16 protein-coding genes and 1 pseudogene are annotated in these 17,416 nt (G+C 65.1%); 14 read left to right on the top strand and 3 right to left on the bottom strand.

Annotated features, from left to right (window positions below):
- Positions 1-31: 31 nt before the first annotated feature.
- Complete coding sequence (locus LO55_RS00545) at positions 32-2,350, bottom strand: family 1 glycosylhydrolase (protein WP_071360025.1); 2,319 nt, start codon at positions 2,348-2,350, stop codon at positions 32-34.
- 303 nt (positions 2,351-2,653) lie between these two features.
- On the opposite strand from LO55_RS00545, the gene trpS reads away from it, so the two are divergent.
- Both trpS and LO55_RS00535 read left to right on the top strand, forming a co-directional pair.
- Positions 2,654-3,697, top strand: coding sequence for a tryptophan--tRNA ligase (trpS, locus tag LO55_RS00540; protein WP_143054426.1), 1,044 nt, complete (start codon positions 2,654-2,656; stop codon positions 3,695-3,697).
- 124 nt (positions 3,698-3,821) lie between these two features.
- Complete coding sequence (locus LO55_RS00535; protein ID WP_071363638.1) at positions 3,822-4,871, top strand: zinc ribbon domain-containing protein; 1,050 nt, start codon at positions 3,822-3,824, stop codon at positions 4,869-4,871.
- 23 nt (positions 4,872-4,894) lie between these two features.
- Here the strand turns inward: LO55_RS00535 and LO55_RS25615 are convergent.
- Positions 4,895-5,346 (bottom strand): annotated as a pseudogene (locus tag LO55_RS25615) (DUF3597 domain-containing protein).
- A 687-nt stretch (positions 5,347-6,033) separates the two neighbouring features.
- On the opposite strand from LO55_RS25615, the gene LO55_RS00520 reads away from it, so the two are divergent.
- From LO55_RS00520 to LO55_RS00485, 8 genes are all read left to right on the top strand, one after another.
- The gene (locus tag LO55_RS00520; RefSeq protein WP_071360023.1) at positions 6,034-6,378 is read left to right on the top strand and encodes a DUF1294 domain-containing protein; all 345 of its coding nucleotides are present in this window, start codon (positions 6,034-6,036) and stop codon (positions 6,376-6,378) included.
- Between the two features lie 19 nt (positions 6,379-6,397).
- Positions 6,398-7,150 carry a glycerophosphodiester phosphodiesterase gene (gene ugpQ, locus LO55_RS00515; protein ID WP_071360022.1) on the top strand — a complete coding sequence of 251 codons (753 nt, stop codon included), beginning with the start codon at positions 6,398-6,400 and terminating at the stop codon, positions 7,148-7,150.
- Between the two features lie 94 nt (positions 7,151-7,244).
- Complete coding sequence (locus tag LO55_RS00510; RefSeq protein ID WP_071360021.1) at positions 7,245-7,463, top strand: hypothetical protein; 219 nt, start codon at positions 7,245-7,247, stop codon at positions 7,461-7,463.
- A 113-nt stretch (positions 7,464-7,576) separates the two neighbouring features.
- Positions 7,577-10,198, top strand: a complete 2,622-nt coding sequence (alaS, locus tag LO55_RS00505) for an alanine--tRNA ligase (RefSeq protein WP_071360020.1) — start codon at positions 7,577-7,579, stop codon at positions 10,196-10,198.
- Positions 10,199-10,568: 370 nt separating this feature from the next.
- Positions 10,569-10,796, top strand: a complete 228-nt coding sequence (locus LO55_RS00500) for a sulfurtransferase TusA family protein (RefSeq protein WP_040777452.1) — start codon at positions 10,569-10,571, stop codon at positions 10,794-10,796.
- Between the two features lie 214 nt (positions 10,797-11,010).
- Positions 11,011-11,760 carry an electron transfer flavoprotein subunit beta/FixA family protein gene (locus LO55_RS00495; RefSeq protein ID WP_005668874.1) on the top strand — a complete coding sequence of 250 codons (750 nt, stop codon included), beginning with the start codon at positions 11,011-11,013 and terminating at the stop codon, positions 11,758-11,760.
- Between the two features lie 34 nt (positions 11,761-11,794).
- Entirely contained in the window at positions 11,795-12,724 is a 930-nt protein-coding gene (locus LO55_RS00490) for an electron transfer flavoprotein subunit alpha/FixB family protein (RefSeq protein ID WP_071360019.1), read from the top strand.
- A 110-nt stretch (positions 12,725-12,834) separates the two neighbouring features.
- Entirely contained in the window at positions 12,835-14,625 is a 1,791-nt protein-coding gene (locus tag LO55_RS00485) for an acyl-CoA dehydrogenase (RefSeq protein WP_071360018.1), read from the top strand.
- Here the strand turns inward: LO55_RS00485 and LO55_RS00480 are convergent.
- The gene (locus tag LO55_RS00480; protein WP_005668880.1) at positions 14,622-15,035 is read right to left on the bottom strand and encodes an NINE protein; all 414 of its coding nucleotides are present in this window, start codon (positions 15,033-15,035) and stop codon (positions 14,622-14,624) included. The genes LO55_RS00485 and LO55_RS00480 overlap by 4 nt on opposite strands.
- Before the next feature lie 240 nt (positions 15,036-15,275).
- On the opposite strand from LO55_RS00480, the gene rpsP reads away from it, so the two are divergent.
- The 4 genes from rpsP to rplS all read left to right on the top strand — a co-directional run bounded on the left by rpsP (position 15,276) and on the right by rplS (position 17,389).
- On the top strand, positions 15,276-15,524 hold the full coding sequence (gene rpsP / locus LO55_RS25610) for a 30S ribosomal protein S16 (protein ID WP_005668882.1): 249 nt from the start codon (positions 15,276-15,278) through the stop codon (positions 15,522-15,524).
- Between the two features lie 42 nt (positions 15,525-15,566).
- The gene (rimM, locus tag LO55_RS00475; protein ID WP_177185581.1) at positions 15,567-16,097 is read left to right on the top strand and encodes a ribosome maturation factor RimM; all 531 of its coding nucleotides are present in this window, start codon (positions 15,567-15,569) and stop codon (positions 16,095-16,097) included.
- Positions 16,098-16,124: 27 nt separating this feature from the next.
- The gene (trmD, locus tag LO55_RS00470; RefSeq protein ID WP_071360016.1) at positions 16,125-16,886 is read left to right on the top strand and encodes a tRNA (guanosine(37)-N1)-methyltransferase TrmD; all 762 of its coding nucleotides are present in this window, start codon (positions 16,125-16,127) and stop codon (positions 16,884-16,886) included.
- A gap of 113 nt (positions 16,887-16,999) precedes the next feature.
- Positions 17,000-17,389 carry a 50S ribosomal protein L19 gene (gene rplS, locus LO55_RS00465; protein WP_071360015.1) on the top strand — a complete coding sequence of 130 codons (390 nt, stop codon included), beginning with the start codon at positions 17,000-17,002 and terminating at the stop codon, positions 17,387-17,389.
- Positions 17,390-17,416 lie beyond the last annotated feature (27 nt).

The following is a 17,416-nucleotide window of genomic DNA, read 5'->3' as shown; positions in this document are numbered from 1 at the left end:
GGCGCCCGCAGCGCCACATCTTGTCCCGGCATCAGGTTCCGGACTGTACTGCCGCGACCGGATCGGCTCCGGCCTGGCTGTCGCCGTCGACCACCTCCTGGCGGCCCAGGGCTTCCTGCTCCAATGCGCAGCGTTCGGCTTTCTCGGCAGTGCGCAACTCGACATAACGCCGCAGCGCATCGTCCAGCGCCGGCAGCAGCGCGCCGCGTTCGCTGTGCAGCGACGAATAGGCCGGCCGCGCCGCCGTGAAGCCGAACTCCGCCGCCGGCTTCGCTTCCAGCGTCGATGCATCGACGCCGGCCAGCTCGGCCGCGCGGCGCGCCAGCCCGGCCCAGGTCAATTCTCCCTTGTTGGCGAGGTGCCAGACGCCGGCTTCGCGGTCGACTGCGAGATCCAGGCAGGCGTGCACCAGGTCGGGCACATAGGTCGGCGAGATGGTCATGTCGCTGGCCGCCACGAAGGCGTCACCGCGCTCCAGGGCATCGAGCGCCTGGGTCACGAAATTGTGCTGGTCCCACGGCCCGAAGAAGGCGCTGGTGCGCACCACCAGCGCGCCCGGGTGATTGGCCAGCACCGCGCGCTCGGCGTCGAGCTTGCTGCGGCCGTAGACGTTGAGGGGATTCGGCGTATCCGATTCGACGTAGGGACGCTCGTTGCGGCCGTCGAACACCAGATCGCTCGAGAAGGTGGTCAGGTGAATGTCGTGGCGCGCGCAGGCCGCGGCCAGGATGGCGGCGCCATGCGTGTTCTCGCGCTGGCAGCGTTCCATGTCGTTCTCGGCGTCGTCGACCCGCACATAGCCGCAGGTATTGACCACCGCCCACGGCTTGTGCCGCGCCAGCGCGCGCTCGACCGAGTCGGCATCGGCGATGTCCATGTCCTGGCGCGACAGCAGGCGATAGGCCAGGTTGCGCTTGTCGCAGATGCGGGCAAAGGCGCGGCCCAGGGTGCCGGTCGCGCCCAGGATCAGGATCGGCGCGGCGTCGCTGCCCACCAGGCGGTGGCCATCGGCCGCGATCGAGGTGAGGGCGGCCGGCGTGGCCACCGGCTGCTGGCACAGGAAGCGGCCCGGCCGGCGCCACCAGCCCTGGGCGCGCAGCACCGGGTGCGACAGCGGCGCGCCGCTGGATAGCTCGCGCATCATGTTCGCCAGCGCGGTCGGCCGCGGCAGCGGCGAGCGCACGTCGAGCGGCCCCGGTTCGTAGTAGCCGCGGTCGACCGTCACCAGGCTGTTCCAGTCGAAGGAGCCGAGCAGGGCCCACACCGTGACGGCGCGCACGTCGACGCCGTTGTCGCGCGACTGCTGGGCCGCTTCCCAGATCTCGAGCAGCCAGCGCATCTGGTCTTCGCGGTTGGCGTCGATGTGGGCTTCGGTGATGGCCAGCGGGATGCGATAGCGCTCCCAGATCTCGGACAGCAGCGGGGCGATGCCGGGCGTCGGCGTGGCCAGCACGCGCGAGGCTTCGATGTCGGCGCAGGGAATGCCGTCGGCCACGCCGCGGTGGTGGGCCGGATAGCGCTCGGGGCGGTGGTCCAGCCAGCGCTCGCTGGTGACGTAGTAATTGACGCCGATGAGGTCGGGCGGGCAGGGATTGGCGCGGAACCACAGGATGTCCTCTGGCCTGGCGCCGCTCTTGAGCAGGTAGTTCCACAGCTTGTGCTCGGGCCCGACCATGCCGCACAGCAGGTCCCAGCCCAGCCAGCGGCGCTCGTTGTAGAACTCGGCCACGTGGCTGAGCTCCGGCGTGCTGTAGGTCTTGCCGAGGTCGTCGGTCTGCACCAGTTTCGCGTTCGGGTTGACGGCGCGGATGGCGCGCATCGACAGCACGGTGGCGCGGCACTGGTTGAGCAGGGCGTCGATGAAGGTGCGGTCGTCGCGGCCGTGCGGATACCAGACGCCGTACAGGCCGGCGAAGCGCGCCGTAGTGCAGATCTCGTTGACCGGGGTGTAGAACTCGAGCCAGGGGTAGCGCGCGGCGACGGCGCCGGCGTAGTCGGCGAGTTCTTGCGCGAAACCGGGATCGACCAGGCTCGTGTGGCGCGGGCCGCTGCCATGGTGGATCAGTCCGGCGATCGGGGTGACGCCAGCCTCTCGCAGGGCGGCCAGGCGCTCGTCCGGCCAGCGCCAGTCGGCGCCGTCGACGCCATCGGGGGCGGTGCGTTCCCACAGGATGGGGTAGCGGATGGCGCGGATGCCGAGCGCGGCGAAGCGCTCGATGTCGCAGGCGCGCCCGCTATGGCCGTTGCGGTCCAGCTGGCTGAAGTAGGTGTCCTGCACGCGGTTGACCGTGCATTCGAGGCCGCCCCAGAGTTCGAGGGGGTGTGCTGGGCTGTTCGTGCTCTTGTTCATGGTGGTCTTGAATCCTTAATTTTATGACAACAAAGTGTCGACAATGCGGCGCTACCGACGTTCAAACTGCGTGGGGAGAGCCCTGCCTGCCGAGTCACGGTGCGGGTAGCGGTTGACAGCGGAGCGCCAACCTGCAACCATGCGGTCCATGATCTTTCCGAAAGCACATCTCATTCTTGCCTGGTGGCGCCGCTCCTAGCGCGCGGCCCCGGAAATGATGTGCATTTCAGCTAACGCCGCCTCGATTTGGGTGGCGTTTTTTCTTTGACGCAGGACGATCGAGGCATCTACCAAGGAATCTCGATGACCCTGCAACAAACTACCGCTCCTGCTTCTGCTTCCGCTCCTGGAAGCCAGATCATCCTGACCGGCGACCGTCCGACCGGTCCGCTGCACCTCGGCCACTTCGTGGGCAGCCTGCGCGATCGCGTGACCTACCAGCACCAGTACCGCCAATTCGTCATGCTGGCCGATTCGCAGGCCCTGACCGACAATATGGATGACCTGAGTAAGGTACACCGGAACGTGCTGGAAGTGGCGCTCGATTACCTTGCCGTAGGGATCGACCCGGCCAAGACCACGATCTTCATCCAGTCGCAGATCCCGGAGCTGACCGAGCTGACCTTCTATTACCTGAACCTGGTGACCGTCGCGCGCCTCGAGCGCAACCCGACCGTGAAGGCGGAAATCGTCCTGCGCGGCTTCGAGCGCGACATCCCGGCCGGCTTCCTGACCTACCCGGCCAGCCAGGCCGCCGACATCACCGCCTTCAAGGCCGGCGTTGTGCCGGTGGGCGAAGACCAGATCCCGATGATCGAGCAGTGCAACGAGATCGTGCGCCGCTTCAACCGCATCGTCGGCCGCGACATCCTGGTCGAGGCCAAGGCCTTCGTGCCGGAAGTCGGCCGCCTGCCGGGCATCGACGGCAAGGCCAAGATGAGCAAGTCGCTCGGCAACACCATCAACCTGGGCGCCAGCGCCGACGAGATCCGCGCCGCGGTCAAGAACGTGTACACCGACCCGCTGCACCTGAAGGTGTCGGATCCGGGCCATATCGAGGGCAACGTCGCCTTCACCTACCTGGACGCTTTCGACACCGACAAGGAAGGCCTGGCCGAGATGAAGGCGCACTACCAGCGCGGCGGCCTGGGCGACAGCATCGTCAAGAAGCGCCTCGAAGGCATCCTGCAAGACCTGCTGGCGCCGATCCGCGCTCGCCGCGAAGAGTTCGCCAAGGATCCGGCCCAGGTGATGAAGATGCTGCAGGAAGGCACCCTCAAGGCGCGCGAAGTGGCGGCCGCGACCACCGACGAGGTCAAGAAGGCGCTGGGCCTGTCCTACTTCTGATGAGGGCAGGGGTATCGCTGCGCGATACCTGCGGTAGCGCAACCCGTGCCTCTGATAACTATCAGTAGCACGGAGCCGGCGACGATGGCAAGCTGCGGGCTTGTCGATCGCCGAGGAGCGCTTCATGAGCAAAGGCTTGCGCCTGACCGAACAATGGATGCAGCGGGCCTTGTGGCTCGTCGCCTTCGTCTTCGCCGGCTTCCTGATCGGCCTGGGCGGCCTGGTCGTGCAGCAGCTGCGCGACGTCGAAGAGCCGCTGACGGTCGAGCAGTTCATGAACCCGGCGCTGGTCGGCAAGCTGCGCGCCGAGATGGACAGCGAGCGCGCGCGCATCGAAGGCGCACGCACGCGCCTCGAGCAGGCCAGCCAGAAGCATGCCGTGGCGCAGTCGAACACGCGCTCGGCGCGCTCGACCTTCGACAACTGGCTCGCCACCCGGCAGGCCACCGCGCGGCCCGAGCAAGACCCCGAACTGATCAAGCGTACCCAGGGCCTGGAGGCCCTGGAGCGCGCTGAACGCGCCGCCCTGGCGGCGGTGGAAGGCGAACAGCAGACGATGCTGGACGCCACCCAGGCCTACGAGCGCGCCAACCTGCGCTGGAACGCCCTGCAGGAACCGGCGCAGCAGGCCTTCGCCGACGAAGTCGAGGCGCGCGAGCTGCGCGTCTTTCTGTATCGCCTGGCATTGACCTTGCCGCTGCTGCTAGCGGCCGGCTGGCTGTTCAGGCACAAGCGCAAGACGCCGGACTGGCCGTTCGCCTGGGGCTTCATCATCTTTGCCCTGTTCACGTTCTTCTTTGAGCTGGTGCCCTACCTGCCGAGCTATGGCGGCTATGTGCGCTACATCGTCGGCATCATCCTCACCGTGGTCGCGGGGCGCTACGCCGTCGCATGGCTGCAGGGCTACCTGGCGCGCCAGAAGCTGGCCGAGGCATTGCCCGACGCCGAGCGGCGCCAGGGGATGCGTTACGACCTCGTCCAGGCGCGCCTGGCGAGAAGCGTGTGCCCCGGTTGCGAGCGCGCCGTCGACCTCAAGGATGGCAAGACCGACTTCTGCCCGCACTGCGGCATCGGCCTGTTCAACCGATGCGGCGCTTGCACGACGCGCAAGAATGCGTTCGCGCGCTTTTGCTTCGCCTGCGGGACGGCGGCCAATACCACGTTGGCCGATTAGGCGGCCAGCGCCGTGCGACAGGGTCAGTCGCGCAGGTCGGCCGGCACCTTGCCGCCATTGGCGGCCAGCTTGTTCATCACCTGGCGGTGCAGCCAGATGTTCATCTTGGCCGAGTCGCCCGTGTCGCCGGTGTAGTTCAGCTCAGCGGCCAGTTCCTTGCGCGACTGCAGGCTGCTGTCCAGGCCGAGCAGCTTGAGCAGGTCGACGATCGAGGTGCGCCAGTTCAGCTGCTGGCCGGACGACTTCTGCATGTCGTTCAAGACCTGCTCGACGTCGACCTGCTGCATGGGGGCGGCGGCGGGGGCGGCGGAAGCGGCGGGCGCGGCCGCCGGTGCGCTTGGCGCGGGCGCGGCTTGCGGCTGCGGCGCGGCGCTCGGGCTGCCGGCGCGGCCGTCGGAGCGGCGGTCGTCGCGGCAGGCGCCGCCTCTTTCTTACCTGGGAAAATTTTGTGGAAAATATTGCTCAGGATACCCACGGGACCCTCCTTTTCTGGTGATTGTTTACGGATATTGTTTGCCATATAGCCGAGCGCGACCGCCAGCGCGGCGCCGCCGGCAGCCTTGATCAAGGTCGGATGCTCGGCATAGAAGTCGCTCATGCGATCGACAATGCCAGGGTTCTGTTGTTGCGCCTTTTCAGCCAGTTCTTGCACTTGCTCAGGCGAGACCTGGGCCGCCTGTTCCGGCGTCACCTGGGAGGTGTTGCCACCGAAGATCTTGCCCAGCGCACCGCCGGCCACCGAGGACAGCAGGCCGCCGCCGGCGCCGCCGATCAGGCTGTTGAGCATGCCGGCGCGCTGGTCGGGATTGCTCTGGCCGAACAGCTGGCTGACCATCTGGGGGAAGGGCGGCGTCTGGTCCGAACGCAAGGCGCTGGCGATGCCCTGGGCGATGCTGGCGCGGGGCGCGTTCTGCGCCACCTGGTCGAAGTCGTCGGCAGCCTTGCCATTATTGGCGACGGCGCCGCCGATGTATTGCTGCAATAAGTTTCCTAAATCGAAAGCCATGTCATCTCCTACGTGATGTGATACCTGTGATTGCTCAGCGTAGGCGTTTGGTATCGCCGGCTCTGTTCGATGACGAACCCAGGAAGGGTATTCATCGACGATCGACCCGTATTTGCCCAGTGGACATTTGCAAGCCGGGAGCGGTAAGCTGTCGCCATGCCCTACCTGCCGCTCGTCCTCTTCCTCGCCGTCTACCTGTTCGCCAGCCTGGCCTGGGACATGTCCCAGCTGGTCGGCGCGGCCTACCTGACGACCAGCCTGACCTGCTTCGTCGCCTACGCCATCGACAAGTCGGCGGCGCGTGCGCAGTCCTGGCGCACGCCGGAAAGCACCTTGCTGATCCTGGGCCTGGTCGGCGGCTGGCCCGGCGCCTTGCTGGCCCAACAATGGTTGCGCCACAAGAGCAGCAAGCCATCGTTCCAGCGCAAGTTCCAGCTGACGGTGGCGCTGAACCTGGGCGCCTTCGCCTGGCTGGCCTGGCGCTTCGGCGTGCCGGCCTGATCGTCGAAAGGAGGAGCGCATGTGGCCTTACCCCCGTATCCTGGCCCACCGCGGCGGCGGCACCCTGGCGCCCGAGAATACCTATGCCGGACTGCGCTGCGGGATGCAGGCCGGCTTTCGCGCGATCGAGTTCGACGTCATGCTGGCGCGCGACGGCGTGCCGGTGTTGATGCACGATCCCGGCCTGGGCCGCACGGTGAAGGGCAGCGGCAGCGTGTTCGAGCACGATGCCGGCGATCTCGCGGCGATGGATGCCGGCGCCTGGTTCGGCCCGGCGTTCGTCGGTGAACCGGTGCCGCTGTTCACCGAGTTCGCGCGCCGCTGCAGGGAGGAGGGCGTATGGATGAATATCGAGATCAAGCCGGCACCCGGGTTCGAGGAGGAAACCGGCGCGGTCGTGGCCGCGCTTGCCGCCGAGCTGTTCGCCGCCGAACTCGCGGCCGGAGACATGGCCCGGGTTCCGCTGCTGTCCTCGTTCAGCGACGTGGCGCTGGCCAGCGCGCGCCTGGCCGCGCCGCCACTCCCACGCGCCTGCCTGATCAGCGCGCTGGGGCCGGATTGGGAGCGACGCGCGCGGGCGCTGGACGCGGTGGCCATCCACACCAATCACCAGCACCTGGGGCCGGAAATGGCGCGGGCGGTGAAGGACGCGGGCTTGGGCCTGTTCTGCTATACCGTCAACGATCCCGGCCGTGCGCGCACCTTGCTGGACTGGGGCGTGGACGCCTTCTGCACCGACCGCATCGACCTGATCGGGCCGGACTTCGCCTGAGATACTTTCGGCTCAGCAATATATTTGTGAGGCGGCCTCAAGAATGGAGGCCAGGGAGACGTTAAGTACAGACGATCTCTTTGAAGCAGCTAGCATGGCACCCTCGACCACCATTATCCCGTTCACTTCGCATGGCGAAGACACCCAGGCCGCCGTCAGCCGCTGGCTCGGCCAAGTCGCGATGGCCGGCGTGCGCCAGTGCGCCAACGAGGCGAATGGCGAGGCGCGCGCCCGCATCCTGCGGCAAGCCGCAACGACGATGCTGGCCCCGGTCGAGCCCAGAACGCGCGCGATCTCGAACCTGCTGCGCTGAATCCATTGTTGCTGGCAAGTTGTCAATATTAGTGGGACTGATATTGACGGCGGCGGCTAGGCTATAATCGTTCCTTTATATGGCACGCTGCCTCATTCCGCCCTCCAACAGACATGAAATCCTCAGACATTCGCGAAAAGTTCCTGAAGTTCTTTGAATCCAAAGGCCATTCCATCGTGCGTTCCAGCCCGCTGGTGCCTGGCAATGACCCGACCATGCTGTTGACCAATAGCGGGATGGTGCAGTTCAAGGATGTGTTCCTGGGCCTGGATTCGCGCCCGTATTCGCGCGCGACCTCGGTCCAGCGCTGCGTGCGCGCCGGCGGCAAGCACAACGACCTGGAAAACGTCGGCTACACCGCGCGTCACCACACCTTCTTCGAAATGCTGGGCAACTTCAGCTTCGGCGACTATTTCAAGCGCGATGCGATCCAGTATGCCTGGGAGCTGCTGACGAAGGTCTATGGCCTGCCGGCCGAGAAGCTGACCGTCACCGTCTATTTCGAGGACGACGAAGCCTACGATATCTGGGCCAACGAGATCGGCGTGCCGAAAGAGCGCATCATCCGCATCGGCGACAACAAGGGCGCGCGCTACGCCTCGGACAACTTCTGGCAGATGGCCGACACCGGCCCATGCGGCCCGTGCACCGAGATCTTCTATGACCACGGCGCGGATATCTGGGGCGGCCCTCCGGGCTCGGCCGAAGAAGACGGCGACCGCTTCATCGAGATCTGGAACCTGGTGTTCATGCAGTTCAACCGCGACGAAGCGGGCAACATGACCCCGCTGCCGAAGCCGTCGATCGATACCGGCATGGGCATGGAGCGCCTGGCCGCCGTGCTGCAGCACGTGCACAGCAACTACGAGATCGACCTGTTCCAGAACCTGATCAAGGCGGCGGCACGCGAAACGGGCATCGACGACCTGGGCAACAACTCGCTCAAGGTCATCGCCGACCACATCCGCTCGGCCTCGTTCATGATCGTCGACGGCATCATCCCGAGCAGCGAGGGCCACGGCTACGTCCTGCGCCGCATCATCCGCCGCGCGCTGCGCCACGGCCACAAGCTGGGCCAGACGAAACCGTTCTTCTACAAGCTGGTGGCCGACCTCGACCTCGAGATGGGCGAAGCCTATCCGGAACTGCGCGACGCGAAAGACCGCGTGGCGCAAGTGCTGAAGGCCGAGGAAGAGCGTTTCGGCGAGACGCTGGAAAACGGCATGAAGATCCTGGAAGCCCAGCTGGCCAAGGATCCGAAGAACCTCGACGGCGCCACCGCCTTCACGCTGTACGACACCTACGGCTTCCCGCTCGACCTGACCGCCGACATCTGCCGCGAGCGCAACGTCACGCTCGACGAGGCCGGCTTCGCCGCCGCCATGGAGCAGCAGAAGAAGACCGCGCGCGCCGCCGGCAAGTTCAAGATGGCCGCCAACGTCGAGTATGCGGGCGAAAAGACCAAGTTCGTCGGCTACGAATCGCTGGCCCACAACACCCACGTGCTGGCGCTGTACGCCGACGGCGTGAAGGTCGACGAGCTGAAGGCCGGCCAGGCCGGCATCGTCGTGCTCGACACCACCCCGTTCTATGCCGAATCGGGCGGCCAGGTCGGCGACCAGGGCCTTATTGGCAACCTCGACGGCACTGCCGGCGTGCAGTTCGACGTGGAAGACACGCTCAAGATCCAGGCCGACGTGTTCGGCCACCACGGCGTGCTGCGCGAGGGTACGCTGAAGGTCGGCGACACCGTCGATGCGCAGGTCGATACCGTCAAGCGCGGCCGCACCATCCGCAACCACTCGGCCACCCACCTGATGCACAAGGCCTTGCGCGAAGTGCTGGGCAGCCACGTGCAGCAGAAGGGTTCGCTGGTCGATCCGGACAAGACCCGCTTCGACTTCAGCCACCCGCAAGCCCTGACCGCCGACGAGATCGCCAAGGTCGAAGCCATCGTCAACCGCGAGATCCTGGAAAACCACCCGACCCAGGCGCAGCACATGTCGTTCGACGACGCCGTCAAGCATGGCGCGATGGCGCTGTTCGGCGAGAAGTACGGCGACACCGTGCGCGTGCTGGACATCGGCACCTCGAAAGAGCTGTGCGGCGGCGTCCACGTGACCCGCACCGGCGACATCGGCCTGTTCAAGATCGTGTCGGAAGGCGGTGTTGCCGCCGGCATCCGCCGCGTCGAAGCGGTGACGGGCGAGGGCGCCCTGGCCCTGGTGCAGTCGATCAACCGCAAGCTGGTCGAAGCGGCCGGCGCGCTCAAGACCAGCCCGGACGAGCTGACGGCCCGCATCGCCCAGGTCCAGGATCAGGTCAAGACCCTGGAGAAGGAAGTCGCCGCGCTGAAGTCGAAGCTGGCGGCCGGCCAGGGCGACGAGCTGGTGAGCAAGGCGGTCGACGTCAACGGTATCAAGGTGCTGGCGGCAACGATGGAAGGCGCCGACGTGGCCACCCTGCGCGAAGCCATGGACAAGCTGAAGGACAAACTGCAGACGGCCGCCATCGTGCTGGCCAGCGTGGCGGACGGCAAGGTCAGCCTGATCGCGGGCGTGACCAAGGATGCCACTGGTAAAGTGAAAGCCGGCGAGCTGGTGAACTTCGTCGCCCAGCAGGTGGGCGGCAAGGGCGGCGGCCGTCCTGATATGGCGCAAGCAGGCGGCACCGATCCGTCGGGCCTGCCTGCGGCGCTGGCCGGCGTGGCCGGCTGGGTCGGCGAACGCGCCTGATCGTTCCGTCTCTTGGCCTGACCATCGACGCCACCTTCGGGTGGCGTTTTGCATGCGCCGCACGAATCCTGGACTGAAGTGGTAACACTTTGTTTTGATGGTCGTTTCGACTATTGCGCGCCCTGATTCGGACCGCATCTAGGAGGCGTGCTGCACCGCTGCGGTGCCGATTTGTGAGCACCGAGTACACAGTCAATGTTATTTGGTCAAGCATTTCACATTGCGGTTGCAATCCTGCAACAATGTGTGACTATTTTGGTGCGGTGCGTCATACTGCCCGAATTGGAGTAGTATGCGACTGAAGTTGGACCACTTAATCAAAGCAGGTAATGCGATGAGCGATATCACTTTTGAAACCGACACCGACACCATGGAATTCCAGAGAGACCTGGATGCACGCGGACTGAACTGCCCGCTGCCCATCCTCAAAGCCAAGAAGGCGCTCGCCGAGATGGAAACCGGCCAGGTGCTGCGCATCGTTGCCACCGACACCGGCTCCGTGCGCGACTTCCAGGCCTTCGCCAAGCAAACCGGCAATGCCTTGCTAGCTCATACCCATGAGAATGGCGAGTTCACCTTCCTGATGCGCCGCAAATAAGCGATTCGGCTGCAGTCCATGCTGCAGCCGCGTGCGTATCCTGAGGCGGGGCGTCCAGCCCCGTCCGATCCCCCTGTAAAAACCGAGATAGGCCGATTAGGTGTTTTCCTCTAACTAAAAATCGCACGATCGTGCTTTAATTTCGCCCGAAGCGTCGATTTCTCATATAATCTATGCCACTTATTTCGATCCATTCCATTTTTAAAGGCACCCTATGAAAGTCCTGGTACCCGTCAAACGCGTGGTCGACTACAACGTCAAGGTTCGCGTCAAGTCCGACAATAGCGGCGTCGATGTCGCCAACGTCAAGATGTCGATGAACCCGTTCGACGAGATCGCGCTGGAAGAGGCGACCCGCCTGAAAGAAGGCGGCAAGGTCACCGAGGTGGTGGCGGTCTCGGTGGGCGTGGCCCAGTGCCAGGAAACCCTGCGTACCGGCATGGCGATCGGCGCCGACCGCGGCATCCTGGTGGAAACCGCCGGCGACACCGAGCCGCTGGCCGTGGCCAAGATCGTCAAGGCGCTGGCCGACAAGGAGCAGCCGCAACTGATCATCCTGGGCAAGCAGGCGATCGACGACGATTCGAACCAGACCGGCCAGATGCTGGCTGCGCTGCTGGGCTGGCCGCAAGCGACCTTCGCCTCGAAAGTCGTGCTGGAAGACGGCAAGGTGACCGTGACCCGCGAAGTCGACGGCGGCCTGGAGACCGTTGCCCTGACCCTGCCTGCCATCATCACCACCGACCTGCGCCTGAACGAGCCGCGCTACGTGACGCTGCCGAACATCATGAAGGCGAAGAAGAAGCCGCTCGAGACCGTCAAGCCGGAAGACCTGGGCGTCGACGTCGCGCCGCGCCTGAAGACCCTGAAGGTCGTCGAGCCGGCCAAGCGTTCGGCCGGCGTCAAGGTGCCGGACGTGGCGACGCTGGTGCAGAAGCTGCGCACTGAAGCCAAGGTCATCTGAGTCGTCTGTCGTTACTTAATACATAGGAATCAACATGGTCGCATTAGTCATTGCTGAACACGACAACGGCTCCCTGAAGGGCGCTACCCACCACACCGTGACGGCTGCCGCCCAGTGCGGTGGCGACGTGCACGTCCTGGTCGCCGGTTCGAACTGCGGCGCCGCCGCCGAAGCCGCCGCGCAAATCGCCGGCGTGTCGAAAGTGCTGGTCGCCGACGCGCCGCACTTCGCCGACGGCCTGGCCGAGAACGTGGCCGGGCAGATCCTGGCTGTCGCCGGCGAATACTCGCACATCCTGGCCCCCGCCACCGCCTACGGCAAGAACATCCTGCCGCGCGTGGCCGCCAAGCTGGACGTGGCGCAGATCTCCGAGATCACCAAGGTCGATTCGCCCGACACCTTCGAGCGTCCGATCTATGCCGGCAACGCCATCGCCACCGTGCAGTCGAGCGACAAGGTCAAGGTCATCACCGTGCGCGGCACCGCCTTCGACGCCGCGGGCGCCGGCGGTTCGGCCGCCATCGAGAACGTGACCGCAATCGCCGACTCGGGTACCTCCACTTTCGTCGGTCGCGAACTGGCCAAGTCGGACCGTCCGGAGCTGACCGCCGCCAAGGTGATCGTCTCGGGTGGCCGCGGCATCGGCTCGGCCGACAACTTCAAGATCCTGGAGCCGCTGGCCGACAAGCTGGGCGCCGCCATGGGCGCCTCGCGCGCCGCGGTGGACGCCGGCTTCGTGCCGAACGACTGGCAGGTGGGTCAGACCGGCAAGATCGTCGCCCCGACCCTGTACATCGCCGTGGGCATCTCGGGCGCGATCCAGCACCTGGCCGGCATGAAGGACTCGAAGACCATCGTCGCCATCAACAAGGATCCGGAAGCGCCGATCTTCTCGGTCGCCGACTACGGCCTGGTGGGCGACCTGTTCGAGGTCGTGCCGGAGCTGGTCAAGGAACTGGGCTGATCGCGCGGCGCGCCATCCAGTCAGGCGCGCCACAAGCACCCCGCACACGCCGTTCCCGCCCAAGCAGGAACGGCGTTTTTCATGCATGAGAGACAATCAGGAGACAACAGGTGAGCTATAACGCCCCGCTGAAAGACATGCAGTTCGTCCTCAATGAACTGGCCAACCTCGCCGAGGTCAATGCGCTGCCCGGCTGCGAGGACGCGACCCCGGACACCGTGGAAGCGGTGCTGGAAGAAAACGCGAAATTCTGCGGCGAAGTGATCGCCCCGCTGAACCATGCCGGCGACCAGGAGCCGAGTTTCTGGAAGGATGGCGCGGTCACCACGACCAAGGGCTTCAAGGAAGCCTTCCGCGCCTACGCCGACGCCGGCTGGCAGGGCGTGCAGCATCCGCAGGAATTCGGCGGCCAGGGCTTGCCCAAGCTGGTGGCCACGCCGTGCATGGAGATGCTGCATGGTGCCAACCTGGCGTTCGCGCTGGTCGCGCTGCTCTCGGACGGCGCGATCGAGGCGCTGCTCACCGCCGGCTCCGATGCGCAGAAAGCGCGCTTCCTCGAGCCGCTGGTCTCGGGCCAGTGGACCGGCACCATGAACCTGACCGAGCCGCAGGCCGGCTCCGACCTGGCCGCCGTGCGCACCCGCGCCGAGCCGCAGGGCGACGGCACCTACAAAATTTTCGGCACCAAGATCTTCATCACCTATGGCGATCACGACATGGCCGAGAACATCGTCCACCTGGTGCTGGCGCGCACGCCCGATGCGCCGCCGGGCGTGAAAGGCATCTCGCTGTTCATCGTGCCGAAATTCCTGATCAACGACGATGGTTCGCTGGGCGCGCGCAACGACGTGCATTGCGTCTCGATCGAGCACAAGCTGGGCATCAAGGCCAGCCCGACCGCCGTGCTGCAGTTCGGCGACAGTGGCGGCGCGATCGGCACCCTGGTGGGCGAAGAAAACCGCGGCCTCGAATACATGTTCATCATGATGAACGCGGCCCGCTTCGGCGTCGGCATGCAGGGCGTCGGCCTGGCCGAACACGCCTACCAGCAGGCGGTGGCGTTCGCGAAGGACCGCATCCAGTCGCGCGACGTGGCCGGCTCGAGCGGCCCGGTGGCGATCATCCACCATCCTGACGTGCGCCGCATGCTGATGTCGATGCGCGCCCAGACCGAGGCGGCGCGCGCGCTGGCCTACGTCGGCGCCGGCATCTCGGACCTGGCGCATCACCATCCCGATGAGGCGACGCGCCAGGCGAACCTGGCCGTGTATGAATACCTGGTCCCGGTCATCAAGGGCTGGTCGACCGAGATGAGCGAGAACGTCGCGCGCGACGGCGTGCAGGTGCACGGCGGCATGGGGTTCATCGAAGAAACCGGCGCGGCCCAGCATTACCGCGACGCCAAGATCCTCACCATCTACGAAGGCACGACGGCGATCCAGGCCAACGACCTGGTCGGCCGCAAGACGGTGCGCGATGGCGGGGCGGTGGCCAGGTCGCTGCGGGCGCAGATGGACGAGGTCGTCCAGCAGCTGGCAGAAACGCAGAGCATCGACCTCACCGCGATCGCCCGCCAGTTGCGCGATGGCGCCAGCGCGTTCGAGTCCGTGGTCGACTTCGTGGTGGAAAACGCAAAGAGCGATCCGCGCGGGGTGTACGCCGGCAGCGTGACGTACCTGAAACTGGCCGGCATCGTGCTGGGCGGCTGGCAGATGGCGCGCGCGGCGCTGGTGGCGCAGCGCAAGCTGGATGCGGGCGAGGGCGACGCCGCCTTCTACCGCGCCAAGATCGCCACGGCGCGCTTCTTTGCCGACCACATCCTGTCGCAGGCGCACAGCCTGCGTCACGCGATCATGGAAGGCGCCGCCGGCGTGCTGGCGCTCGACGTCGAGCAGTTCTAACCGTAGGCGCCGCCGGTAAACAACAGGTCGAACAGCCGCGCCATCGTCCCGATCAGGACGATGGCGCCGGTCAGCATCGTGATCACCAGCAACAGCGGCAAGGTCCAGTTCGACCGCGACTGGCGGCCGCTGCCGGCATTGTGTTTGGCATCCCATTTCTCGTCGGGCGTGAGGCCGATCGCCAGCGCCTCGATGAAGCCGGCGATGAACGACACCAGCAGTGGCAGGATCACATAGAAGGGATGCGGCTTGACCGCGCCGTACAGGATGCCGGTGATGGGCAGCGCGCACAGGTGTAGCAGCCCGAGCCGGTCGGCGCCGCCCTTCAGGTAAAAGCGATGCGCGCCGAACCCGCCCAGCAGCAGGGCGAGCAGGGTGGCGACGGTCTTGTTCTTGTGAGTAGCAGCCATGTCGTGTTGTTCAGGATTCAGGACAGCAAGAGTATCGTCCATATTTGCAGGAATGGCACGTTTCAGGCGACAGGCTGGCGAAATGGCGGGATGGCCGGTGGCGGTGTGGTGAAAAATCAGCGATAATGGTTGATTCTGCTGGGACTGCGCGCCCTGTTGTCATTAACGCTTGCTGCTGTTCGGTGTCGCGCGCTATAATCGTCGACTTTCTCCGTCCAGAACAACTTTTTCGGAAATATTATGGTCGTTATTCGTTTGGCTCGTGGTGGCGCTAAAAAGCGTCCGTTCTTCAACATCGTTGCAACCGATTCGCGTAACCGTCGCGATGGCCGTTTCATCGAGCGCATCGGCTTCTACAACCCGATGGCTTCGGGCGCCGAAGTTGGCCTGCGTATCGCTGCTGACCGTCTGGCTCACTGGCAAGGCGTTGGCGCACAACTGTCGCCGACCGTCGCTCGTCTGGTCGCCCAGAACAAGCCAGCTGCTTAATTTATCAAGCAACACGTAGTGAGCGATTCAGCAGCAAGCCCGGTGGCCGTCCCCGATGACCTGACCCAGGTCGGGCACATCTCCGGGGCGTATGGCATCGTGGGCGGCATCCGTGTCACCCCGTATTCGCAAGACGCCGATGCGCTGCTGAACGTGAAGACCTGGTGGCTCGACAAGCCGACCCTGCATGCCGTCACCGTACGGAGTGCAAAGCTGCATGGTGGCGACGTCGTCGCGGCCCTGGTCGGCATGCGCGACCGCAATGAGGCCGAGGCACTGAAAGGTGCGTCGGTTCAAGTCGCGCGCAGCGAGTTCCCAGCGCTCGAGGAAGACGAGTATTACTGGTCCGACCTGATCGGGCTGGATGTGGTCAACCTGCAGGGCGAAGCCCTGGGCAAGGTGACCGACATGATGCACAACGGCGCGCAATCGATCTTGCGCATCACTCCGGTCGCTGATCCAGCTGCCGAAGGCAAGGCGCAAGAGCGCCTCGTGCCGTTCGTGGACCAGTTCGTCAAGACCGTCAGTCTCGAGCAAAAACTGATTACCCTGGATTGGGGCCTCGATTTTTGAGCCCATCCAATAGAGGAGCACAGCGCGATGCAGTTTGACGTCGTCAGCTTGTTCCCCGAAATGTTCGCCGCATTGACGCAGTCGGGGGTGACCCGGCGCGCCTTCGAGCAGCAACGCTGGGGCCTGACCCTCTGGAATCCGCGCGATTTCACGCAGGACCGCCACCGCACCGTGGACGATCGCCCTTACGGCGGCGGCCCCGGCATGGTGATGATGGCCAAGCCGCTCGAAGCGACCATCAATGCAGCAAAGCAAAGACAAACCGAGCTCGGCCTGCCGAGTCCGCGCGTGGTGTTCATGTCGCCGCAAGGCAAGCCATTGACCCATGAACGCGCGATGGCACTGAAGGACGAGCCGGGCCTGGTGATCCTGTGCGGCCGCTACGAGGCGGTGGACCAGCGCTTGCTGGACCGCTGTGTGGATGAGGAAATTTCTCTCGGCGACTTCGTGCTGTCGGGCGGAGAATTGCCGGCCATGGCCTTGATGGACGCGGTGGTGCGCCTGATTCCCGGCGTGCTCGGCGACGATGCCTCGGCGGTCGAAGACAGCTTCGTCAACGGCCTGCTCGACTCGCCGCATTACACGCGGCCTGAAGTGTACGAAGAGGTGCCGGTGCCGCCGGTCCTGATGGGCGGCAACCATGCCGAGATCGTCAAGTGGCGCCGCCAGCGCATGCTGGAAGCGACCGCGACGAAGCGCCCCGATCTGCTGGACAAGGCGCGCGCCGCCGGCCAGCTGACGAAGCAAGACGAACGGTTTCTGGCAGATTTGAATAAACCTGCCGGCTAAAGAATATGCGCAGCAGTACGGCGCATGCAATCACGGGCATGTTGCCCGTGGTTCAACCCCATCCTCTACTGGGCGAAGTGCGTGCCAGCAAGATGGTTTTTGGAGTAATAAAAATGGATCTGATCCAACAACTCGAGCAAGAAGAAATTGCGCGCCTCGGCCGCAAGATCCCTGATTTCGCACCAGGCGACACCGTCGTCGTCAGCGTCAACGTCGTCGAAGGCAACCGCAAGCGCGCCCAGGCATACGAAGGCGTGGTCATCTCGCGTCGTAACCGCGGCCTGAACTCGAACTTCATCGTTCGCAAGATCTCGTCGGGCGAAGGCGTCGAGCGTACCTTCCAGCTGTACTCGCCGCTGATCGCTTCGATCGAAGTGAAGCGTCGTGGTGACGTCCGTCGCGCCAAGCTGTACTACCTGCGTGAGCGTTCGGGCAAATCGGCTCGTATCAAGGAAAAACTGCCGCAGCGTAAAGTTGCAGCAACCCCAGCCGCTGCTGAGTAATAGCGACTGTTTCCTGAAAAAGGCATC

The sequence above is a fragment of the Massilia timonae genome (genome assembly GCF_001866515.1).
GTDB classification, from domain to species: Bacteria; Pseudomonadota; Gammaproteobacteria; order Burkholderiales; family Burkholderiaceae_D; genus Telluria; species Telluria timonae.
This window is presented reverse-complemented; position numbering and strand designations above follow the sequence as displayed.